The organism is Agrobacterium sp. ICMP 6402 (assembly GCF_009498615.1).
Classification (GTDB): Bacteria; Pseudomonadota; Alphaproteobacteria; order Rhizobiales; family Rhizobiaceae; genus Agrobacterium; species Agrobacterium burrii.
This window is the reverse complement of sequence record NZ_QSNV01000010.1, coordinates 1-22,292: the sequence shown is the minus strand read 5'-3', so window position 1 is coordinate 22,292 and position 22,292 is coordinate 1. Positions and strand designations below refer to the sequence as shown.

Sequence of the window (22,292 nt, the reverse complement as noted above, 5' to 3'; positions counted from 1 at the left end):
AACGCCTCCGGATTGCCCTTATGCCGCAGCGGCCTGCGCTACTTCGCACCCTGCCCCAGGCGGTATCTGCCGGATCCAGTAACAAAATACAAAAGCAGGCCTCCGACGATGGCCAGATTCTTGAAGAACTGCCCCTGCTGGGCAGAACGCGCCTCTTCCGGAAACGACCAGAACGCATGGCTGAGCAAGGTCGCGACGCAGGTGAAAGCCAGCAATATCACACTCGTTTCTCTGGCCCTCACCCCAAATACCAAGGCAGCAGCGCCGAGAATTTCCACCAAAATCACGAGGTATACGACAAGGCCGGCAAAAGGCACGCCCTTTGCGGCCAAAGACGCCGCGAAACCTGAAATTTCAAAGAGTTTGCCGATGCCGGCCTGAAGGAAGAGGGCGCTGATGGAAAGGCGCGCCAGAAGGATGATCACGTCATTTATCTTTGCAGTCATGGGAGGTTCCTGGTGAAAATTATTCGATGTTTGCGACGAGTTTTAACACCGCGCCGCACCTCTGAAATTGACGATTAAGAGAGCGGCTGTAACAACGTGAACAACTTGTTGTGCGCATGCCTTCAAAATGAGCCGCGCGAACCGCCGAAGCCTGACTGGCATTGAACGGCTTCCGTCATGATCGAACAAGGGCGGCGCAAAACTGCGCCGCCCTTTTGCCTTTTGCGATCAGCCGCGCTGTGAATCGAGCTGTTCGCTGTTCTTCTCGACCGACTGTGCCTTCATGTAGCTTTCGATCAGAAGCTGGTAGGGAGGGAATATCTTCGTATAGACAGCCGCCCATTCCTGGGCGTCGTCACGATGCCAGGTCTTCTGCAGTTCCGAGGCAACCGCAGCCGTGTCCATCGGCACCACGCCGGCCTGAACCACCCGTGCAAGGGTGATTTCCTGCGCCATCTTGGAATAGGTGCCGGAAGCATCCACCACCGCAAATACCCGGTAGCCATCCTGAACCGCTGCAATCGCCGGGAAGGCCATGCACACGCTGGTGATGGTGCCGGCAATGATCAGCGTCTTGCGGCCGGTCGCCTTGACGGCGGCCACGAATTCCGGATTGTCCCAGGCATTGATCTCGCCGCGGCGCGCCACATATTGCGCATGCGGTGCGTTTTCATGGATTTCCGGGATCAGCGGACCATTGGGCCCCTGCGGTACCGATGCCGTGGTGATAACAGGCATCTTCGTCAGCGTCGCCATTCTGGCAAGCGCTGTTGCGTGGTTGCGCAGAACAGGCATCGGCATGTCCGCCACCGTCTGGAACAGACCGCTCTGATGGTCGATCAAAAGCATCACCGCATCATCGGGATCGATGACAGGCCGCTGGCCGTTAAAATTGGCAGGTGTACTCATTGTAGGTCTCCTTGGTTGGTAGGCATGGACTTGTGGGCTGAAATCACTTCCGCCCGGTGAGGCCCGTGGCCCCTTGCAAAGCCACGGGAATGGCTCAGGCAGGAATGCCGCCGAATTTTCCGGCCCGGAAATCCATGAAGGCTTCCTGCAATTCTTCAGGCGTGTTCATGACGAACGGCCCCTGCATGGCAACCGGCTCGCCAAGCGGCGCACCGCTCAGCAGAAGCACCGTTGCGTCGCTGTCGGCGGTGATCTCGAAACTGCCGCCCTCGCGATCAAGCATGACAAACTGAACGTCCCGTGCCGATCGCGTCCCGTTGAGCGTGATGGCTCCGCGAAGAACGGCAAGACCGGCGCTATGCCCTTCCGGCAGGTCGAATATCGTGCGCCCTCCCTGCGTCAGACGCAAATCCCACAGATTGATCGGCGTGAAGGTGCGCGCCGGCCCCTTGTGTCCCGCATAGTCGCCGGCGATGACACGCACGGTTCCCGCATTGTCCGGCAGCGCCACGGCGGGGATATCCCCGCCGAGCACCGTCTGATAGGCGGGCGGTGCGGATTTGTCCCTGGCCGGCAGGTTAACCCAGAGCTGCACCATTTCCAGCGTACCGCCCTGTTTCGTAAAGGCCTGCGAATGGCGCTCCTCATGCAGGATGCCCGCAGCCGCGGTCATCCATTGAACATCGCCCGGGCCGATCAGCCCGCCGCTGCCGGTCGAGTCGCGATGCTCCACTTCGCCCTGATAGACGATGGTCACCGTTTCGAACCCGCGATGCGGATGAGCGCCGACGCCACGCGGCGTCCTGCCCGGCGCAAACCGTTCCGGCCCGGCATAATCAAGATGCAGGAAGGGACTGATATGTTCGCCCTGGGTCATGTGTGAAAGCATGGAGCGAACTGGAAATCCATCCCCCACCCAATGCGGCGATGTGCTGCTGTAAACGCCAAGAACCTGTCTCATCATAGTCTCCTGGATGCCCTTCTTTCTTGCGAAGGGTCGCTGGTGATCGTGTGAGAGCAAAATAGTTCTGGAACAAACTGGCCGGTAGATCAAAGATCAGGATATACCGTCCTGAAAACAGGACAATGAAAGGCCATCATCATGCCCGATCTGAACGATCTGCGCCTCTTCGTCGACGTTGTGGAACAAGGCGGGTTCTCGGCCGCCGCCAGGAAACTGGACGTACCCCGCTCACGGCTGAGCCGCCGCATCGGCCTGCTGGAGGAGGATCTTGGCGTGAGGCTGGTGCAGCGCACCACCCGGCAGTTTGCCATTACCGAGATCGGCCAGGAATTTTACCGCCATTGTCTGGCGATGGTGGTGGAGGCGGATGCGGCGCTGGAGGTGATCGATCGCATGCGGGCGGAACCGCAGGGCACGGTGCGGGTCAGTTGCCCCGCATCGGTGATCTATTTTCAGGTCGGAGAAATGATCGCCCGCTTCATGGCCAGATACCCCAAGGTGAAAGTCCATCTGGAAAGCACCAACCGCCGGGTGGATGTCATCCGCGAGGGTTTCGACCTTGCCATCCGGGTGCGGTTTCCCCCGCTCGAGGACAGCGATCTAGTCATCCGCAAGCTGGCGGAAAGTGAACAGCGGCTGGTCGCAAGTCCGAAAATCGTCAAATCAGGCGTCACCGTTCCGGCCGATCTCGTCAACATGCCCGGCCTCGCCTGGGGTTCATCCCACAGCAGTTTCGAATGGAACCTGCTTGGCCCCAACGGTGCCTCGGCGGCAATTCCCTATCAGCCGCTGCTGATTACCGATGACATGGTGGCCCTGCGGCTTGCAACGCTCAAAGGCATCGGGGTCTGCCAGTTTCCCACCATGGTCATCAGAGAGGATGTGGCGGCGGGACGGCTGATCGACCTCCTGCCGGACTGGGCGCCGCGAAGCGGCATCATCCATGCCGCCTTCCCCTCGCGCCGCGGTCTCCTGCCTTCCGTGCGCGCACTTCTGGACTTTCTGGCGGATGAATATGCGATCATTTCAGCCGAGGAGAAGACGGCAACCGTCAAAGCAAACCTGAACGAATAATTGCTGCGGCACGCGGCGATTGGTGCTCCCGGTCCAGTCAATTCAATCCCGCCGGATCGACACCTGCCATCACGGCTTTGCCTGTTTTAATATTCTGACCGCCCGCTCAAGCTCCGCTTCCCTGAGGCTGGCAAATCCAAACCTGAAGGCTTCCGGCGGATGAGCGGGATCAAGCGCGAAGCGAAGCCCGGGAAGAATGCCAAGGCCAAGCCGGCTGGCGTTCAGCGCCCAGCTCTCGGCACTCACCCCCGGACGCATGCGCAACCAGATGGCCAGCCCACCCGCAGGCAGCGTAAAATCCGCAACCTCTGAAAAATGCTCGGCCAGCAAGGCGGCGGCATGATCCCGGCGCGCGTGATAGATCCGCCGTGCCTTGCGTGCATGACGCCTGAGCGTGCCGTCGAGAATTAGCTCGCCCAAGGCGTGTTCCAGTGGCAGGTCACCCTGCCGGTCAACCGCTTCGCGCAGATCAGCCATCCGGCGCAGCAGGGTCGGCGGTGCAACGGCGTAACCGATGCGGATCCCGGGTGCGATAAGCTTGGAAAGCGATCCGATATAAATAACAGGCGTTTCCGCCTCGGCTCTGGCGGCAAGTGGCAGGACGGGACGCCCATCGAAGCGATATTCATGGTCATAATCATCTTCGATGATCGTCAGACGGTGACGGCGCGCCAGATCAAGCAAACGCAATCGCCGGGAGACGCTGAGGGTGGCAGTGGTAGGATATTGATTGTGCGGCGTGACATAAATGGCTCTGAGCGCTGCTTCCCGTACCGCAAGCTTTTCCAGCGCATCAATATCGATCCCGCCGGCATCCACCGGCACCCCCACAGTCCGGACACCGGCCGCCCGGAATGCGGCCCAGGCGAGCGGATAACCCGGATTTTCAACCGCGATGACTGATCCCGGCTCGACACAGGTTGCGGCGGCGAGGAAAAGCGCCATCTGGCTGCCGCGTGTCACCATGATATCGCCGGCATCTGCCGCTAGCCCTCGCTCGTCCTTGAGATAATCAGACAGGGTCCCTCGCAGATGGGCGCTGCCACGCGGATCGCCATAACCATGATCGGCGCTGAACACGGGCGAATTCAACGCGCGCCGAAATGCCTGCGCCAGCGGTAAGGTCGGCGCCAAGCGGGAATCAGGCGCCCCGTCGGAAAGGTTCAGCGCCGGCTGCTTGCCAGATGCAGCACTGGTCTTTTCCGCACCGCCGGGCTCTTGCAGGGGCCGGTGTTGTGCAAAGTCCGGCAGGTCTCTTGCAACGAAGGTGCCTCGCGATGCCTCGGCCACCAGCCATCCCTGCATCAGCAGCTCATGATAGGCTGCATCCACCGTATTCCTGTTCACACCGAGGTTTTTCGAAAGTGCGCGGGTACCCGGCAGGGGATCACCGGGTTTCAGCCGCCCGCGTTCGATCTCCGTAATGATCGCCTGTGCTATCGCAAGAAAGACAGGTTCCCCCTCCTTCTGCCGCCATTCGATCACAAGTGTCGCACCCTTGCCCATCCGGCATATCCATTTTCTCAAATCCGGCTCATTACACTAGGCCGGATAAGATTTATTGCATGGCAGATACCGGCGCGACAACCCGCCGCTCCGATGAAGCCGAAAGGAAAATACGATGGTCGAGAAAGCAATATTCTATCATGCCGGATGCCCGGTCTGCGTTGATGCGGAACAGCCCTTTGCAGCCTCCATCGATAAAAGCCAATTCGATGTCGAGATCGTTCATCTGGGAGAGAATAAACTCCGCCTCGCCGAAGCCGAAAAAGCGGGAGTCAAGTCCGTCCCGGCTTTCGTCATTGACGGCGCCGTCTATCACATAAACCACGGCGCCGATCTTGCAGCCCTGCGCTAATGCCGGGAGCAGGATTATGTCGAGGACTGCAACAGCCATTCGCCACGTTCATTTCGAGGATCTGGGTAGTTTCGAAAGTGTGCTTTCCGAAGCCGGCTACGACCTGCGCTATTGCGATCTGGGTGAGGTGAATCTTGCAACCTTCAAGCCGGCGGAGCCGGATCTGCTCATCATACTGGGCGGTCCGGTCGGTGTTTACGAGACAGACGCCTATCCCTTTCTTGTTGAAGAACGGGCCTTGATCCGACATCGTCTCTACACCGGCCGGCCGATCCTCGGCATCTGCCTCGGCGCGCAACAGATCGCTGCTACACTCGGCGTCAATGTCGAACCGATGGGCTACAAGGAAATTGGCTTTTCGGAACTGACATTAACCGATGCGGGGCGGCTGGGGCCGATGCGGCATCTTGAGGGCATAGCCACACTGCATTGGCACGGCGATGCCTTTGAAACCCCGAGAGAAGCCGTCAATCTGGCAACAACGCCTCTTTGCGCGACACAGGGTTTCGCAATTGACCGCAATGTGCTGGCGCTTCAGTTTCACCCCGAGGTTGATGCCGGTTCCGGCCTTGAAAAATGGCTCGTCGGCCATGCCGCGGAATTGGCCGGCGCGGGTATCGACCCCGGCAACATACGCAGGGACGCCTCGCGCCATGGACCCGCACTCCGCGAAGCTGCCCGCAAAATGTTTACCGAATGGTTGAGGGAACTCGACTTTGAATGCGAGACCGAACATTCAAACACGCGCGGACTGGCTGAGGCATGAGCAACACCTCCGAACCCACGGGCACGCTTGCCGCAAATCTCTCCAGCGTCACGGTCCGGATCGCCAGCGCCGCCGCGCGCGCCGGCCGACCGACCGACGCAGTCCGCTTCGTGCTGGTCACGAAAACAATCGAGGCCGAACGCGTCCGTGAAGTCATCCGCCTCGGAGCGGGAGATCTGGGTGAAAACAAGGTGCAGGAAGGGCGCAGCAAGGCTGAAGCCCTTTCCGGCGAACCGGCGCAATGGTCGATGATCGGCCATCTTCAGTCCAACAAGGTCAAGGACGTCCTGCGTTTCGCCTCCGAAGTGCAATCGCTCGATCGCCTCTCACTGGCGACAGCGCTTGAAAAGCGGCTGCAGTTTCTGGGACGTGGTCTGGATGTGCTGGTGCAGGTCAACACATCAGGCGAAGCCAGCAAATTTGGTCTCGCGCCCGATGCCGTGGCACCCTTTCTCAAGGAATTGACGGCATTCGACGCAATACGCCTGCGGGGTTTCATGACCCTTGCAACCTTCACACCTGAGGAAACGGAGGTCCGCCGCTGCTTCCGCCTCCTGCGCAACATCCGCGACCGTGCGCGTTCCGATGCACCGCAGGGGGCAGCATTAAGCGACCTCTCAATGGGCATGTCGGGCGATTTTGAATGGGCGATCGAAGAGGGGGCGACCATTGTCCGTGTCGGCCAGGCAGTCTTCGGCGCGCGCGCCCTGCCGGCGTCGTATTACTGGCCGGGTGCGGCGGGAGCCACTTAAGAGGCCTTCATCGCGCTGCGCCATATGTCCAGTCGTTTGAACACCAGAATGGCTCCGGGTTTTGAGTGACATGGCGCATCCGCCAATTTGTTTTTCAAAGGCTCCGCGATCCAGACGAGTTTTCTCTGTCGCCGACCGTGAGCGACAGATCAGCCCACCGCCCCAGATCAGTCGGTGTCGCCCCGGCAGCATTCAAATGTCGAGATCGACCCAGAGCGCGGCATGATCGGACGCGGCGTCCTCCTGACGCTTCACCTCGTCATAGCTTTCCCACTTCTTCGGCCGAACACCCGGCCACATGCCCTTGCGGAACACGCCGCCGTCCTTGACCTTTGCAAAAAGGGCTGGAGACAGCAGGATATAGTCGATCTTGTTGGAGGCCGTGCACCCGCCATAGGTGCCGGGGTAACCGCTATCATCAAAAGCCTCATGCTTGAAGATGTCTTTTAACGAGGTGCCGCCAAGAAGTGGCTCCAGCGGATCACTGCCGGGGGTATCGTTAAAGTCACCGATAACAGCGACATATTCGACGCCACGGTCGATCAGTTCCTCGTAGATTTCGGCGATACGCTTTGCCTGGGCCTTCCGCTTGGCATCCGACTTGGCCTTTCCGCCATAACCCTTGCTCTTGAGGTGATTGACCATGACGACAAGCTTAGCGCCGGCGGGCGTGGTGATTTCATATTCCGGGCAATCGCGCGAAAAGATCGCCTCACCGTTCGGTGTGCAATCATCGACATGGCTGTGCATGGCGCCGATGGGATAACCCTTGCGGGTCATCATGCCGACATCGATCCCCCGCTCGTCATTGCCGTCGATCACCATTACATGCCGAAACGGTGTGCCGCCGATCGCCGGCAGGATCTCGCGGTTGAAGGCGGAAAGCACCGGGCGGCTCTCGACTTCGACGATGCCAAGCACGTCGGCCTCGAGATCGACCATCACCCGCGCGGTGTTGCGCATGGCGTGCTCGTTGACTGGCTCGTCGCGCAGTTCCAGCGACCCGACCCAGTCAGCCCGGCCATCGGCAACGACCACGACACCGCCCGCAGTCGGCCGCTTGAGCAAACCGCCACGGTTTCGGCGAAGGATGACGAAAGGCCCCGTGTCGGACTGCTCCATCCCTAACGCGACGACGAGCCGAGCGATCTCGACCTTATCTTCGTCACTATATTCGATCTGGCCAAGTAACTGGTTCAGCGCCGCGAAATGCTCCAGAACGGGCTTTCCCTCTTCCCAGCTCCCAAGGTTCATCGCTTTGGCGCGATCAAAGAGATTTTCAACGTTGTAGACAGCAAGACGCATCTGATCCTCCCCAGGTTGCAGGGATGATGCCCGTTTTACATTTCAAAGACACGACAGTTCGGTCTGGCAGAGGAAATTTACGACGGGCACGCCGATGGACAAGATCGTCCTCACGAAAGCTTACGCGTTTCGCCAAGCCCGCGCATTGTCCACGGCACGTGCGAAGCGATGATGATCTGCGGCATCAACCGATCCATCGGGCATGAATATCTCTGTATCGTTTCGCGTGGCGGTGACATCGATACCGCACAGCTCCGCCAGACCGAGCGCCGTCAACTCCCGCATGGCCGGCACGCAGATGGTTCGGCCGCTGGCGGCCGCCAGAAAATGGGCGAAATAGCGACTATTCGACAGGCCACCGTCGATCGAGATCGTGTCACCGATGGGGCTTGCAGCCGGCATCGCATCGATCAATCGAACCGTCAGCATCGCAATACCTTCCAATAGCGCGCGCACCATGTCATGCCGCTCAGTGGCATGCTCCATACCGATGAACAACGGCACGGCCTGTCTGTCCCAATAGGGTGCCGCAAGGCCCGAAAATGCGGGCACGCACACAAGGCCGCGCCGAACGGCCGATGGTCCCTCGAAACCGTCGAGTTCGGCATTATCCGCATATAGGCCGACCTTTCGCGCCCATTCGAGCGCGGCACCGGCATCGTATACCCCTCCCTCAATGGCGAAAACGGCTGGCGCGCCTTGCCTGTGCCAGCCAATAGTCGGCAAAAGCTCCCCCGTCAGCGGCCGCTCGTTGCCAGCAACAGCCAGCAGGAAGGCTCCCGTACCAAAGGTTATCTTGCAATCACCGGGTTTGCGGCAACCATGCCCGTAAAGCGCCGCCTGCTGGTCAACGATGGAAACGCGGACGGGCGTTGCCTCGATTGCACCGAAACCGCCATCGACAGGGCCGATAACGGGTAGGCAATCCAGCGGCACACCGTGAAGCATGCAGAGTTCCGGGCTCCAGCCTCCGGTTGCCAGATCAAGCAGCCCGGTGCGCGAAGCCGTTGCAAGATCGGTGCGGAAACAGCCGGCCAGCCGATCCAGAAAAAACGCATCGGTGGTGCCCAGCCGCAACCGCCCGGCCGCCCTTGCCTGCGCCACGGCTGGATTATGCTCGACCAGCCAGGACAGTTTGCTTGCCGAGAAATAGGGATCAAGCGGCAAGCCGCAAATCTCTTTCGAACGATCCGCTGCCGATGGCGGCAGAGCGGCAAGAGCATCGGCGGTGCGGGCATCCTGCCAGACGATGACCGGCGACAGCGCCTCACCGCTTTCGGCGTCCCACGCCAGGCAACTCTCGCCCTGATTGGCTATGGCAATGGCATCCACCGGCCCGGCAGCGGCAAGCACCGCGCGGATATTGCGCAACAGTTCTTCGGGGTCATGCTCCACATGGCCGGGCGCCGGATAGAACTGCGCATGACGCAGGCTGGAGACGACCTGCGCCATGCCGTCGCCGACCACAAGGCATCGGGTCGATGTCGTTCCCTGATCGATCGCCGCAATGCGCATCAATTTGTTTCCCGAAAGTGAAAGACAATCTGGCTTGCTTCAAACGCAGCGCGGGGAATGGGCATGAGCACACGGCGCTCCGGCAGCCACGGGCCGCTCTTGCTCCACACTTCCGTTCCATCAAGATGAAGAGAAAGCCGGCCTCGAACACGTTTGGTAAAACGCAGCTGAAAGTCGCGAAAAGCGGGACGGTCAAGCCCTCCCCTGCGCACCATGGTGGGTACCACGAGTTTGAGCGGGTCAGCGAAAGTGACGGGTATCGCCCGGTCGTTGCAGGGTTCGCGGGCAAGATCGGCGGCAACGGCAGCACCCACGCGGCGGCCTTCACGAAACGACCAGCCGCCCGTTTCCACGGCCCGCAACAGGTTTCCGCTGGCAAAAAAGACAGGGTTAGCCATCCGGCCGTCCTGATCGATCATCGGACCGGCGCTGCCTGCCGCCACATCGACCGTGGATGCGTTCAAAAGCGCCGCCTCCGGCGTGAACCGGCCGGTCAAAAGAATACCATCGCATTTGACAGTCAGGAGACGGCCATCCGCCAGCCGGATGTCAGCCTCCTCGACACGGCCGCGCCCGCGAATGTCCATAAGCACGGCACCACAATGAAACGGCACCCCGACCAGTCGCGGAAACCATTGAAAAGGCAACCGTGCCAGCGGTTCCGGCTCAGGCTCGATCATCGCCACAGGCCGCGCGCGATGCGTCAGACAGGTGAGAAGCGCAGAGAATGAAACCAGTTCAGAGCCAATGACAAGCGGCCGACGAAAGGGCATGATGCCATGAAAGGCAACATAGGATTGCAGCGCGCCGGTGGTGATCACACCCACCGGCCGGTCGCCGGGCAGAAGCAGCACCGAGCGTGGTTTTTCCCGTGCGCCGGTGGCCAGCACGATGCGCCGGGCCTTCAAGCTCTCGACACCGCGCGCCGACGTTACTAGCAGCACGCCATCCTGTCCGAGTTCGACCACGGAATGACCGGTGCGGATATCGACACCGGCATCCTGCGCCTCCCTCTCTAGGCGTTGCGCGTAGGCCGGGCCGAAATAGACGCGCCCGAATTCGCGCATACCGAAAGGCGAGTGCGAGCAATGCCGGGGCGCACCGCCAAGGGCCGGCTCGCGCTCGAGGAGCATCACATGCGCGATGCCACGTGCTTTCAGCTCCAGAGCTGCCGCCACGCCCGCCGGGCCGCCGCCCACCACAATGACATCGGCATAGGAAGCGTCTTCGCGCTCCTGCTGAAAAAGCTTCACGGTACTCATCGCTCGTCTCCCGCGCTGACCGCAAGCGGTACGGCCAGACGTTCGCCCGTCATCGCGGCGAGCCGGGCATTGCAATAAAACCCCTGACAGCGCCCCATGCCGGCGCGGGTGCGCCGGCGCAGCCCGCCAAAATCGCCCGGTGGCACCGGACTGGAAAATGTCGCATCGATCTCACGCCGGGTGACGAGTTCGCAATGGCAGACGATTTCACCGTGATCGGCACGCTGCCAGTCCCGCTCGCAGGTTTCGGTCAGGTTGGGCATCGTCACCTCGGGCACGGAGAGAGGCAGTTCAAAGCGGGTGCCGAAACCTGCGTGAAGCGTCAACGCATGCTGCGCCAGCCCGAGCGCAGCGCTGAGGCCGGTGGAACGCACGCCGCCGAGCGTGATCGCCCGCCGGTCCGGCCGCGCGGAAATCCGGTAATGTTTCTTGTCAGATGCCGGGCGCAAGCCGGCATAGACGGCGGTCACGGAAATGGGAGCGAGTGCCGGAACGATCTCCGCGCCGCGCTTCAGCAGCGCTTCCAGCGTCGCCGTCTCCACGGTCGCACGCTCACGGTCATCCTGCTCTTCCGCCGTCGGGCCGATGAGAACATTGCCGAAGGCGGTGGGACAGACCACGATACCCTTGGTGATTTCGGTGGGAACGGGCAGGACGATGCGCGGCACATGCCGGCGAGCGGCCTTATCGAGAACGACGAATTGTCCCTTGCGCGGCATGATGGTGAATTCGGGGACAAAACCCAGCCGCACATCAACAATATCACCAAACAACCCTGCGGCGTTGACAACGCTTGCGGCAAGGATTGGACCCGCCGTCGTCTCGATCCGCCACGCGCCATCGAACGAACCGGACAGGACTTCGGCATTGCGCACCAGCTGCGCCCCCAACCCCACTGCCTGCGTGAGATAGCCCAGCGGCGCGGACCACGGATCGATGATGTGTTCGCCCGAAACTTCGAGCGCGGCGATGAGATGGCTGGACAGGCCGGGCATGGTTTCGCGGGCCTGCCGGGCCGTGAGCAGGTCGAGTTCGGCAATGCCGTTGCGCCGCCCCTGCTCGGCAATCGCCACCAGTCTCTCCGCCTCATCCGGACTCCAGGCGCAGACAAGTGCACCGGTCTCGACGAGGCTGAGACCCATCTGCCCGTGGATGGACAGATATTCCGCCCGACCCGCCTTTACCAGTTCCAGTTCCAGACTGCCTTCCGGCGCATCGAAGCCGGTATGAAGAATGGCGCTGTTGGCCTTCGAAGCCCCGGAGAGAATATCAGCGCCCTTCTCGATGACGACCACTTTCGCACCGGCCAGAGCGAAACGACGGGCGACCGCGCAGCCGACAACCCCGGCACCGATGACGGCAACGTCGAATTCCGTAGAGAGGCTCTGGACCATTGGTTTCCCCTTCGTAGTTCAAAACGAAATCAACAGACGTGACGGATCGCGCCGATGCAGGAGGCGTTCATCAACGGGAATGAAATTAGTGCTGGTTCCGGCCAGACAAAGCCGGTGCCGACCCTTTGAATTTAATCGGCCTCACGAGGAATATTTCTCGATAGGCCTGCCGCCCTTATTTGACAAAAGTCTTCGTCAGGCCCGCCGTTCGGTCGACGATCAGGACGACGGCAAGCGTCAGCACGATCAGAAGAACGGAAATGGCCGCAACAAGCGGATCAGCCTGGGTTTCGACATGCTGATACATGGCGACAGGGAGCGTTGTGATACGCGGACCGGTGAGGAACAGCGAAATCACGGCCTCATCGAACGAGACGAGAAAGGAAAGCGCCGCCGTCGCGACAACGCCCGGCGCGATCATCGGCATGGTGATACGGCTAAAGACGGTGAACGGCGAAGCCCCGAGCGTCGAGGCGGCCTCTTCGAATATCAGCGGCAGGCCGGCGAGCGACGTGGTGAGCACACGCAGGGCGTAGGGCAGCACGATGATGAGATGCGCGATCGCCAGGCCGGTGAACGTGCCGAGCAGACCTGCACCGGCAAACACGATCAGGATCGCGAGGCCGAGAACGATGGTCGGCAGAAGCAGGGGCGCTGTGAAGAAGGCAAGCAATGCATCTGCGCCGATCACCCGCATGCGGACGATGGCGTAGGAGGCCGGCAGCGCAATCAGCATCGACAGCACCGTGACGATGACGGCGAGGAGCGTACTGGTGCCCAGCGCGCCAATCATCTTGGAATTGTGCATGAGCTCGATATACCAGCGCAGGCTCCAGCCGGAAGGCGGAAAGGTCATGTAGCTGTCGGCCGAAAAAGAGATCGGCACGACGAGCACCACGGGCGCAAGCAGAAAGAGGAACATGACGAAGGCGAGAATTTTCAGCGCCAGCGGAACGGGACGTTCTTCCATCATCGATCTCCTTTACAGAACAGCCCGCAGAAGCCGGGAATAGAGCACCAGGGCAGCCCCGAAAATCACGAGGATGATCATCGAAAGCGTTGCGGCGAGGGGCCAGTTGAGCGTCACAATGGCCTGATCGTAGATTTCCGTCGCCAGAAGGAAGACGCGGCCGCCGCCGAGCAGCTTGGGGGTGATGAACGAGCTGACGGCCAGAACGAAGGAGAGCAGACAACCGAGCGCAACGCCGGGCATGGTGAGCGGCACGATAATTCGCCAGAACACCCTCCAGGGCGATGCGCCGAGCGTTTCGGCAGCCTCCTCGACCCGCGGATCAAGCCTGCCGAAACCGGCAAGCAATGCGAGAATCATATAGGGCATCAGGATTTCGGTGAGGCCGATGACCACGCCGATCTTGTTGAACAACAGACGCACGCCGCTTTCAGCGCCCAGTGCGAAGAGGATGTTGTTGATGAGGCCGTCATCCGCAAGGATCGCGATCCAGCCATAGGTGCGCACCACCGCCGAGGTGAGCAGCGGCGAAATGACGAGTACGAGCAGCAGCGTCTTCCAGCGGCCCTGCGCCCGGTGAAGATAAAGAGCGATTGGGTAGGAGGCAACCAGCGTCAGAACCGTGATCATAAGGCTGGTCAGGATGCTCTGTCCGATCAGTTCGATATAAAAACCGTCGGTCAGGGTGGACGACCAGTTTTCAAGCGTGTGGGCTTCCCCGAGACCGCCGCCGCCGAGGCTTTCGCGGAAGGAAAGCAAAAGCAGGTTGAAGACGGGCATCACGAAAGCCAGACCATTGACCGCGATGATCGGTCCGAGCAGGAGCGTTGCCAGAAATACGATGGAGGAGGTGCGGCTGCCGGGAGCCGTGATCATGACCGACGCCGTCATTGGTTTGCTCCGAAAACCAGCGTGTCCTCCACGCGCCAGACGAGACTGACTGCGCTACCCGCCACTACCGGTGTTTCGCCACCGGACGTCGCGCGCTCCACGGACATAATCTGCCCGCCGGCGGCGATCTCGTAGTGGAGAATGTCGCCCGCATAATAGACATCGCGCACTTCGCCGGCGATGCGGTTGACCGGCGCTCCACCGAAATCAGGCACAGCGTCGCCGGCAATCGTCATGGCCATGCGATGCGGCCGTACCATCAGGTCGATCTTGCCGGCGTGTGAGCCGGGCGCACGCAAAACAGCATCGCCGACCGTGATGCGATCGCCGACCGCGTTGCCGACCAGCCTGTTGGTGCGGCCAACGAACGAAGCGACGAAAGCCGTCGCCGGACGCTCATAGAGATCGTGCGGTGTGCCGAGCTGTTCCAGGCGCCCGCCGTTGAGGACGGCGACCTTGTCGCACATGCTGAGCGCCTCGACCTGATCATGCGTGACGAAGATGGAGGTGATGCCGAGCTGTTTCTGGATACGGCGGATTTCGGCGCGCATCTCGTCGCGCAACTTGGCGTCGAGATTGGAGAGCGGCTCATCGAACAAGAGGATGGAAGGCTGGATGACGAGGGCGCGCGCCAGTGCGACCCGCTGCTGCTGGCCGCCGGAAAGCTGGGCGGGACGGCGGTCCTCGCGCCCTTCCAGATGCACCATGGCAATGGCTTCACGGGCACGGCGTTCGGCCTCGGCCGCCGGCACCTTGCGCATTTCAAGACCGAACATGACGTTCTTCAGAACCGTCATGTGAGGGAAAAGCGCATAGCTCTGGAAAACGAGGCCGATGTCGCGCTTGTAAGGCGCAAGCTGCGTCACGTCCTTGCCGCCAATCAAGATCGAACCTGACGAGACGGGAGAGAGGCCCGCAATCATGCGCAGCGATGTCGACTTGCCGCAACCCGAAGGACCGAGGAAGGCAACCAGTTCGCCCTTGGGAATCTCGAGGTTGAGATCATCTACGGCGACCATGGTCTCGTAGCGCTTGGTCAGTGAACGAATGGAGAGGAATCCGGGCTGCATGGTGTCTGAAGTTCCCATTCTGGCTTTTTGCCTTTCTCCAGGACATGTCCGGCCGGTTAGGCGCGGAAGTGGCCTGTCCCTTGATCTATACAGTCGCAGCAGAACTTCGCTGCGCTGTTTCACGGCGTTTCCCGTATCGCAGACATGCCAGGCCAAAGGGAATGCATGTCCGTCTTACCCCCTCCGCCGACCCCAGTGTCGACAGAGGGAATGTGTTGTTTTCTTACTTCCGCAGCCGCATGAGTGATGCGGAAGATCTGCCATTCTGCACGAGCCTTAGCGGCTGAGCGGGATGACCTTGCGACGCCAGTCCTGCGTGATCTGATCGCGGACCTTTGAAAGGCCGATCCAGTCAACCGGAATAACCTTGTCCATCGCCTTGATGACCGTGCGCTCGCTGACATCGTCGGCGACGGTGGCCTTGGTGTTGGTCGGCGCATAATACATGGCGGCAGTAAAGGCGGCCTGTGCTTCAGGGCTCAACGCATAATCGACGAATTTACGTCCCGCCTCGGACGATGGGCCGCCCTTGACGAGATTGAGCGTATTGATCTGGAGGATCGTGCCTTCCTTGGGAAGCGCAACCTTCATCTTGCCCTTGGAGCCATCGGCATTCACCTGGCTGCGGGCATTCCAGCCCACGCCCAGTGAAACCTGGCCGTTGACGACATTTGGATAGACTTCCGGCTTCGGCTCCCAGGTCTGAATGTTTGGCGCAACTTCAGCCATCGCATTGATGCCGGCGTCGATATTCTTGATGAAGTCAGTGCCGCCATTCATGTGGTCCATGATGATCGTCGTGCCGATGCCGACAATATCCGGAGCGCTCAACATGGCGACTTTCCCCTTGAGGGCACTGTCCTTCAGAGCGTTCCAGCTGTCCGGCGCGGCCTTGATCGCATCGGTATTATAGATGAGCACAAGATTGTCGAACGTCACACCAACGCCGGCCACGCCTTCGAAACGGGCGTTGGGATAGAGGTCGGCGACGTTTTTGGTTACACTTTCATCGATCTTGTCGAACAGACCTTCATCCGTACCGGTTTTGGCAACGGAGACGTCCATCAGCGCGACATCGGCCTGCGGCGCAGCCTTCTGGGCGCGCAGCGAACCAAGCATGGCGGCGGAACCCTGCTGCGGGAAATATTCAACCTTGATATCCGGGTTGGCGGCCATGAAAGGCTCGATGACGGCCTTGGTGTAACGCTCCTGGAAAAGGCCGCTATAGCCGAGGAACGTCACGGTCTGCTGGGCGTGCGCCGGCAGAGCCGCCGCGCCAAGCATGAGAATCCCGCTCAGAAGTATAGATTTCTTCATTGTCCTGTTCTCCTCTATTATTATTGGGAGTGGCGGACTGGTCCGCCACCCGTAAGGCGGTGTCAGGCGCTCAGCTTGGCCTGAACGAGCTTGTTGGCACCGGAAATATCCGGCAACTTCTCGCCGTTGCGCAAACGCTCCAGAAGCACGAGTTCGGCTTCCTGCATGCCGATGGCGCGCTCGGCCATGGCGCGGGCCTGGCTCGGATGAAGGGCGACAACGCCGCTTTCATCGCACAGGATCGCATCGCCCGGATTGATCATCTGGCCACCGACGCTGATCGGAACATTGATCGCGCCTTCAAGGCCAAGGATCTTGGTGGTGATCGGCGATGGGCCGCGGCACCACATGGGCATATCGACCTTGACGAACTCCGAAAAGTCGGTCGCTGGTCCATCGACCACGCCAGCCTTGACGCCGGCCATTTTCATCGTGTTGGTGATGACGCCGCCCCAGCAGGCGTGGCGGGTATCACCGCAGCGATCAATGAGCACGATATCGCCCGGACGCACAATCTGCGTCAGGTAGTGAAGCATGGTCGAATCGGCGTTCGGGATGCGCAGCGTGACGGCGGTACCGGCCACCCGCTTGCCCGGAAGAACCGCGCGGATTTCCGGATCGACGAAGCCGGAATGAAGCACATGGCCGATCGTTGCGACTTCGACCTTTTCAAGAAGATCGACGATATCGGCGTCGATCTGCTCCGGCATGGGATTGACGATAAACATAAGTCTTTCTCCGATCAGAGCACGTGGTGGTTTGCCACCGGCACGTTGGCACGCACCTTGGCCGAATAGTCGAAGTCGAGGGCAGCACCTGCGGTCCCGACGGTGTCGGAGCACTGGGCGATGATGTGGCCCCAGGGATCGATGACCATGGAATGCCCCCAGCACGCCTTTTTGCCGCCCGCATGGGTGCCGATCTGGCCTACAGCCAGAAAATAGGTCTGGGTTTCGACGGCGCGGGCGCGGGCCAGCACTTCCCAATGGTCCTTGCCTGTCATCAGGGTGAAGGCGGCTGGCAGAACGATCACGTCCGCCCCCCTGTCCCGCAGGGCGCGGAACAGTTCCGGGAAGCGGATATCGTAGCAGATGCCGCAACCAACCGTCTTGTCGCCGACCTTATAGGTCACCACGTCTTCGCCGCGGGCGACGGAGTCGGACTCACGGTAGCTGATGCCGTTCGGCGTATCGACGTCGAACAGGTGCATCTTGCGATAGCGGGCGATCTGCTTGCCATCAGGACCAAAAACGAGCGTCGAATTGTAAAAACGGTTGCCTTCCTTCTCGACGATGGAACCGGCATGCAGCGTAATCGCGTGCTTTTTGGCGAGCCCCGAAAGCAGCGTATAAATCTCGCCATCGGGAAATTCCTCCCCGCTTTCATGCATCTCCTGAGGATTATCTCCAAGAAATGCAAAGTATTCTGGAAGAACAACAAGGTCTGGATTATCCGCCTTGACTGCTTTTTCGATAAGATCGGCAGCAACCTTAAGATTTTCTGCCTTGTCGTTCTGGGTATTCATTTGAACAAGTGAGACTTTCACGTTGCTCTCCTCTCATGTTGCGAGGAGAATTAAGAACGGGAACGGTTTTCATGACAAACGGAAAAACTCTATCGGAACCCATAAGGTAAGCTTATAGATTAATCATTTCGTGTTGCAGCGCAAAATTTAGGCGGCAACAGTCATCCATTGCGTGGTGGTTTCACTGACGATTTCCGTCGCCATATCGGCAATGGCCCGGGCGAGCGCGTTGTCGCCACGTTCCTGATAAACAGTGTGGAATGTCAGGGGCGGTACAGACGGCGCAATATCGAGGATACGCGCTTCCCCGGACTTGATGATGCCGTCCACCAGCACGCGCGGCAAAGCGCCCACACCGACGGCCGCTGCCACGAGGCGGGTCATGATTGACAGGGAATTGGAATTATAAATGCGGCTGTCAGACAGTCCGTGGGCATCGAGCAGCGCACGCAATGCCTGATGCGGCTGGGAGCCGGTCGAGAAGGTAAGTAGCGGAAAATGTGCGATATCTTCAAGCGTGACACCTGTTTCCGGCAATGGCAAATCAACCGCACCAACCCAACAGGACTCGAACGTACACAGCGGCGAATTATAGATGTTCGCAGCCATGACCGGTCCCATGATGAAACCGACATCCACTTCGCCGTTTTGAATGCGCTGGGATAATTTCAGACTGGTATCGATGGTCAGATCCAGGCTGACACCGGGATATTGTTCGTTCATTCGACGAATGAGAAGCGGCAACCAGGCGTAGACAATGGTATCCGCAGCGCCGATACGCACGGTACCTCTCAGCGCCTCGCGGCTGCTCACGATCTGCCGGAATTCCCCGGTCAGGTTGACGATCTTTTCGGCATGCTGCAGCGCCAGACGACCGGCCGGCGTCAGGTTGACGCAGCGCACATCGCGGGTGAACAACACGACACCAAGCTCTCTTTCCAGAGCGGCAATCCGGTTGGACACCGACGCCTGGGTCGTGTGCAAACGTTCCGCCGCCGCCGAAAAGCTGTTCAACCGTGCAGCCCAGAGGAAGGTTTCGAGAAATCGCGTATTCATGAGGTAAAATCTTCTCGCATGGCTCCGCGATCCAGCTTTGCATTGCCGGTTCGTCTTGCCCTTGGCCCTTGTGGTTCAAGTGCCAGTATGTCCGATGCACAGGCCCATAAGCAAGGGATCAGCGCTGAGTCACTTGGCACGGTGCGCGGCACGCTCATCGAATTGCCCCGAGCAGCTTCATGGCTGAAGCTTTAACAGGCACGACAATTCCACCGGAACAGACGTGGATTAAATAGCTTCCTGCAGTGTTCTCTTGGGTACGACTACACGCGTACAAAGGAGCTTGCGCCGTGAAATCCCCCTATTCCGCCATCTTCGTGATTGTGGCACTGGCTTGCACGCCCGTGTCTGCCAATCCGTTCTCATCCGCCGCCGGACATTATCGAATCGATTCTACGTCTCACATCGGCTTTTCAATCGACCAGATTGCCGGCCCGGGGATCAAAGGCACAATTCCCGATATATCCGGCCGCTTCGACATCGACCCGGACCAGCCGTCCAAATCCTTCGTGGAAATCAAACTGAACCCTTCCAGCGTCCAGACGGGACAGGAACGCGTGGAAAATTTCCTGCGATCCAGTGCGGTTTTTAATATCGCCGCTTACCCGCAAATCATGTTTCGCTCCAGCCGCGTTACTCAGGACGGGCCGCGCAGCGCAGTGGTCGAAGGTGTCCTGACGGCCAGAGGCGTATCCAGGCCCGAAACGTTTCACGCAACATTCGTTGAGCAGCAAAAGGGTTCAGTCACCTTCCACGTCACCGGAAATGTCCCCCGCATGCCCTATGGCATGGGTGTCGGCGTACCGCTCTATTCGAATACAGTTGCGTTCGACATAGACTTGAAGGGCGTCAGATAAAAACAAAAAAGGCCAAAAAAGCCAGTGGCGTGGGATTAAGTGCAGCTGGCTGGTGTTCTGTATAATGTTGGACATGTTGTCCGATCCGTTACCTCCCAAGGGACTAACTTATGCGTGTGCATCTCGTCGATGGATCGTCGTTCGGCTATGATGGTTGTGCAGGGAAATGGCCGTTGCTCGCCTCCAAAACTGATACGGCGGATGGTGACGACAAACCGGTCACCCGCAAGAATGGAATGATGCACTCGTCACATGACGAAAAGCCGCCGTCTCGCTTGCGGATGGACAAGACCCCCGTCGACGCCACAGACGATGGCGGCGGCGATATCTGGCACCTTGCCAAGGAATAGAACCCATGCCGGATTTTCTGGACGAGATTACAGGTTGCATACCAGCGCTTCGACGTTACGCGAATGCGCTCACGCACGACCGTGACACAGCTGACGATCTCGTTCAGGACTGCCTGGAAAGGGCCATCCGTAAAAAGGCATTGTGGCGACCGCAGGGTCCGTTGCGTCCCTGGTTGTACCGGGTGCTGCTCAACGTCTACCGCAACAATCTGCGCGGTCGAAATCGGCGGCCGTCGCAAATCCCGATTGACGATGTTGCGGAACAGCTGTTCGTGCCGGCGGCGCAGACAGGCCGGATAGCGCTTGCTGAAATGGCCCGCGCTATTGAAAAACTCTCCGGCGAACAGCGGGAGGCGCTCCTCCTCGTCGTCGTCGAAGGTCTAAGTTATGCGGAAGCGGCAAAGGTTCTTGAAATTCCGTTGGGCACTCTGATGTCCCGTCTGGGGCGAGCCCGAACAGCCCTGGCCCGGATGACCCAGGAAGATCAGCCAAACCTCAAGGTGATAAAATGACTGGCAGCCAGCCGCAGATAACCGAAGCCGATCTGATCTCTTATGTCGACGGGCAGCTCAACGACCAGCGGCGTGACGCCGTTCGTACCCATCTCGCCGCCAATCCCGCTGACGCACGCAGGGTTGAGCTATGGCAGCAGCAAAATGCCACGTTGGCGGCTCTCTATCCTCCTCTTGATGTAGACGTTTTACCTGAGCGCCTCGATGTTTATCGTATGGAACGGCGATTGCGATCGGAGCGCGCCGATTGGCGCAACATGGCGGCGGCATCCATCCTTGTTCTGGCTGTTGGACTGACAGGCGGCTGGTTCGGGCGTGGGCTTCTCTCGCAGGTCGCGGAACCTGCCCATTCCATCGTGGCGGATGCGACGCAGGCACATAAATTGTTCGCTGGCGATGTTCTCCATCCGGTGGAGGTTCGCGCCGACGCAGAGGACGCTGCCAATCTGCTAAAATGGCTGTCGAAACGGCTGGATCGCAAACTGAATATCCCGGACCTCACCCGCCATGGTCTGTCCCTTGTCGGTGGACGGGTACTTCCCAGCCCACAGGGCGCCGCAGCCCAGCTTATGTACGAAGACAAAAGTGGACAACGCGTCACTCTTTATATCGTGGCTGCGGCTGAAGCGAGCGACACCGCCATGCGTCGCTCCAATGTCGGCTCGCTGGAAACCGTATCCTGGGACGACGAAACGATCCGCTGCGTCCTGGTTGGCAACCTGCCATCCGACCGCATGGACGCCATTGCCAAAGACACCTATCAACAGCTGAGTTAGCCAATGACCCATTTCGAGGATCATCGTGATAGCGCATCGACGGATAAACGACTATGGCGCAATTCGCCTAGATCCTTCGGGCTGGTGGCGATCACCTTCCATTGGACGATCGCGGTCCTATTCCTCGCCCAGCTTGCGCTGGGATATCTGATGAGCCGCGACAACATCGACCCGGTGCTTCAGTTCGACCTTTTTCAGTATCACAAGTCGATTGGATTTCTGGTGCTCGCCCTGGCCGTACCGCGTTTCATTTGGTCAGTTTTCAGCAGAAAGCCATGGCCACTTGATGGCGAAGGTCCGGTTTCCCGGTTGGGCGCCCGGGCAGCTCACACTGCATTGATGTTCCTCACCTTGGCCGTTCCCATTGCCGGCTGGGCAGTAGCGTCGACGTCTCCCCTGCAAATCCCCAGCTATGTATTCGATCTCATCGTTGTGCCGGGGTTGCCCTTGGCAATCTCCGACCAATCCGAGGCCTTCTGGACTGACGTTCACGCGACTCTGGCGTATCTCGCAGCAGGGGTTGTGCTTCTTCATGTGGCAGCGGCGCTGTGGCACCATTTCATCCGAAAAGATCCGACCCTTCGGCGTATGATCCCCTATCCTGCAGGCTCGGATACAGAGAACAGAGCCGCATGATTTCTACACCAACGCAAAAAGCCCCACGAAGGGGTTTCTTTCATAGGACTTGGAAGATTTGGTTGCGGGGGCAGGATTTGAACCTGC

The 22,292-nt window shown here is 59.8% G+C and carries 24 protein-coding genes; 9 read left to right on the top strand and 15 right to left on the bottom strand.

Going from position 1 to position 22,292, the window contains the following annotated elements; genetic code table 11:
• Positions 1–38: 38 nt before the first annotated feature.
• The 3 genes from DXT96_RS21550 to DXT96_RS21540 form a co-directional block, all read right to left on the bottom strand.
• A complete protein-coding gene (locus tag DXT96_RS21550; protein ID WP_371418962.1) occupies positions 39–425 on the bottom strand; it encodes a DoxX family protein in 387 nt (128 codons plus the stop codon).
• A 249-nt stretch (positions 426–674) separates the two neighbouring features.
• The gene (locus tag DXT96_RS21545; RefSeq protein WP_149899782.1) at positions 675–1,355 is read right to left on the bottom strand and encodes a hydrolase; all 681 of its coding nucleotides are present in this window, start codon (positions 1,353–1,355) and stop codon (positions 675–677) included.
• Positions 1,356–1,449: 94 nt separating this feature from the next.
• Positions 1,450–2,316 (bottom strand): pirin family protein, encoded by an 867-nt coding sequence (locus DXT96_RS21540; protein WP_153516418.1) that lies wholly within the window; start codon positions 2,314–2,316, stop codon positions 1,450–1,452.
• 141 nt (positions 2,317–2,457) lie between these two features.
• On the opposite strand from DXT96_RS21540, the gene DXT96_RS21535 reads away from it, so the two are divergent.
• A complete protein-coding gene (locus DXT96_RS21535) occupies positions 2,458–3,393 on the top strand; it encodes a LysR family transcriptional regulator (protein ID WP_153516417.1) in 936 nt (311 codons plus the stop codon).
• 69 nt (positions 3,394–3,462) lie between these two features.
• Here DXT96_RS21535 and DXT96_RS21530 read toward each other — a convergent pair whose 3' ends face one another.
• Positions 3,463–4,899 (bottom strand): PLP-dependent aminotransferase family protein, encoded by a 1,437-nt coding sequence (locus tag DXT96_RS21530; RefSeq protein WP_153516416.1) that lies wholly within the window; start codon positions 4,897–4,899, stop codon positions 3,463–3,465.
• A gap of 115 nt (positions 4,900–5,014) precedes the next feature.
• On the opposite strand from DXT96_RS21530, the gene DXT96_RS21525 reads away from it, so the two are divergent.
• Genes DXT96_RS21525 through DXT96_RS21515 form a run of 3 tightly spaced genes read left to right on the top strand, consistent with a single transcriptional unit; the run spans position 5,015 to position 6,769 of the window.
• Complete coding sequence (locus tag DXT96_RS21525) at positions 5,015–5,251, top strand: thioredoxin family protein (RefSeq protein ID WP_153516415.1); 237 nt, start codon at positions 5,015–5,017, stop codon at positions 5,249–5,251.
• Positions 5,252–5,267: 16 nt separating this feature from the next.
• Positions 5,268–6,017: a glutamine amidotransferase gene (locus tag DXT96_RS21520; RefSeq protein WP_153516414.1), complete on the top strand. Its 750-nt coding sequence runs from the start codon at positions 5,268–5,270 to the stop codon at positions 6,015–6,017.
• Positions 6,014–6,769: a YggS family pyridoxal phosphate-dependent enzyme gene (locus DXT96_RS21515; RefSeq protein WP_153516413.1), complete on the top strand. Its 756-nt coding sequence runs from the start codon at positions 6,014–6,016 to the stop codon at positions 6,767–6,769. Before DXT96_RS21520 ends, DXT96_RS21515 begins: the two co-directional genes overlap by 4 nt.
• A gap of 192 nt (positions 6,770–6,961) precedes the next feature.
• On the opposite strand, the gene DXT96_RS21510 is transcribed toward DXT96_RS21515, so the two are convergent.
• The 11 genes from DXT96_RS21510 to DXT96_RS21460 all read right to left on the bottom strand — a co-directional run bounded on the left by DXT96_RS21510 (position 6,962) and on the right by DXT96_RS21460 (position 19,074).
• Positions 6,962–8,074 (bottom strand): endonuclease/exonuclease/phosphatase family protein, encoded by a 1,113-nt coding sequence (locus tag DXT96_RS21510; RefSeq protein ID WP_153516412.1) that lies wholly within the window; start codon positions 8,072–8,074, stop codon positions 6,962–6,964.
• A gap of 120 nt (positions 8,075–8,194) precedes the next feature.
• On the bottom strand, positions 8,195–9,589 hold the full coding sequence (locus DXT96_RS21505; protein ID WP_153516411.1) for an FGGY family carbohydrate kinase: 1,395 nt from the start codon (positions 9,587–9,589) through the stop codon (positions 8,195–8,197).
• Complete coding sequence (locus tag DXT96_RS21500) at positions 9,589–10,851, bottom strand: FAD-dependent oxidoreductase (RefSeq protein ID WP_153516410.1); 1,263 nt, start codon at positions 10,849–10,851, stop codon at positions 9,589–9,591. Before DXT96_RS21500 ends, DXT96_RS21505 begins: the two co-directional genes overlap by 1 nt.
• Positions 10,848–12,245 carry an NAD(P)/FAD-dependent oxidoreductase gene (locus DXT96_RS21495; protein ID WP_153516409.1) on the bottom strand — a complete coding sequence of 466 codons (1,398 nt, stop codon included), beginning with the start codon at positions 12,243–12,245 and terminating at the stop codon, positions 10,848–10,850. The genes DXT96_RS21500 and DXT96_RS21495 overlap by 4 nt, the downstream gene beginning before the upstream one ends.
• Before the next feature lie 175 nt (positions 12,246–12,420).
• Positions 12,421–13,215, bottom strand: a complete 795-nt coding sequence (locus DXT96_RS21490) for an ABC transporter permease (protein WP_153516535.1) — start codon at positions 13,213–13,215, stop codon at positions 12,421–12,423.
• 12 nt (positions 13,216–13,227) lie between these two features.
• Positions 13,228–14,106 carry an ABC transporter permease gene (locus tag DXT96_RS21485; protein ID WP_153516408.1) on the bottom strand — a complete coding sequence of 293 codons (879 nt, stop codon included), beginning with the start codon at positions 14,104–14,106 and terminating at the stop codon, positions 13,228–13,230.
• Positions 14,103–15,176, bottom strand: coding sequence for an ABC transporter ATP-binding protein (locus tag DXT96_RS21480; RefSeq protein WP_153516407.1), 1,074 nt, complete (start codon positions 15,174–15,176; stop codon positions 14,103–14,105). The genes DXT96_RS21485 and DXT96_RS21480 overlap by 4 nt, the downstream gene beginning before the upstream one ends.
• Before the next feature lie 276 nt (positions 15,177–15,452).
• Positions 15,453–16,493 carry an ABC transporter substrate-binding protein gene (locus tag DXT96_RS21475; protein ID WP_153516406.1) on the bottom strand — a complete coding sequence of 347 codons (1,041 nt, stop codon included), beginning with the start codon at positions 16,491–16,493 and terminating at the stop codon, positions 15,453–15,455.
• A 62-nt stretch (positions 16,494–16,555) separates the two neighbouring features.
• Positions 16,556–17,221: an RraA family protein gene (locus tag DXT96_RS21470; RefSeq protein ID WP_153516405.1), complete on the bottom strand. Its 666-nt coding sequence runs from the start codon at positions 17,219–17,221 to the stop codon at positions 16,556–16,558.
• A gap of 14 nt (positions 17,222–17,235) precedes the next feature.
• Positions 17,236–18,018, bottom strand: a complete 783-nt coding sequence (locus DXT96_RS21465) for a carbon-nitrogen hydrolase family protein (protein ID WP_153516534.1) — start codon at positions 18,016–18,018, stop codon at positions 17,236–17,238.
• 147 nt (positions 18,019–18,165) lie between these two features.
• Positions 18,166–19,074, bottom strand: coding sequence for a LysR family transcriptional regulator (locus tag DXT96_RS21460; RefSeq protein ID WP_142840627.1), 909 nt, complete (start codon positions 19,072–19,074; stop codon positions 18,166–18,168).
• A gap of 290 nt (positions 19,075–19,364) precedes the next feature.
• Here DXT96_RS21460 and DXT96_RS21455 point away from each other — a divergent pair, with 290 nt between their 5' ends.
• The 5 genes from DXT96_RS21455 to DXT96_RS21435 all read left to right on the top strand — a co-directional run bounded on the left by DXT96_RS21455 (position 19,365) and on the right by DXT96_RS21435 (position 22,205).
• The gene (locus DXT96_RS21455; protein ID WP_174373146.1) at positions 19,365–19,931 is read left to right on the top strand and encodes a YceI family protein; all 567 of its coding nucleotides are present in this window, start codon (positions 19,365–19,367) and stop codon (positions 19,929–19,931) included.
• Between the two features lie 110 nt (positions 19,932–20,041).
• On the top strand, positions 20,042–20,281 hold the full coding sequence (locus DXT96_RS21450) for a hypothetical protein (RefSeq protein WP_153516404.1): 240 nt from the start codon (positions 20,042–20,044) through the stop codon (positions 20,279–20,281).
• 5 nt (positions 20,282–20,286) lie between these two features.
• Positions 20,287–20,793: a sigma-70 family RNA polymerase sigma factor gene (locus tag DXT96_RS21445; protein ID WP_153516403.1), complete on the top strand. Its 507-nt coding sequence runs from the start codon at positions 20,287–20,289 to the stop codon at positions 20,791–20,793.
• Positions 20,790–21,569: an anti-sigma factor gene (locus DXT96_RS21440; RefSeq protein ID WP_153516402.1), complete on the top strand. Its 780-nt coding sequence runs from the start codon at positions 20,790–20,792 to the stop codon at positions 21,567–21,569. Before DXT96_RS21445 ends, DXT96_RS21440 begins: the two co-directional genes overlap by 4 nt.
• A gap of 3 nt (positions 21,570–21,572) precedes the next feature.
• Positions 21,573–22,205 carry a cytochrome b gene (locus DXT96_RS21435; protein ID WP_153516401.1) on the top strand — a complete coding sequence of 211 codons (633 nt, stop codon included), beginning with the start codon at positions 21,573–21,575 and terminating at the stop codon, positions 22,203–22,205.
• Positions 22,206–22,292 lie beyond the last annotated feature (87 nt).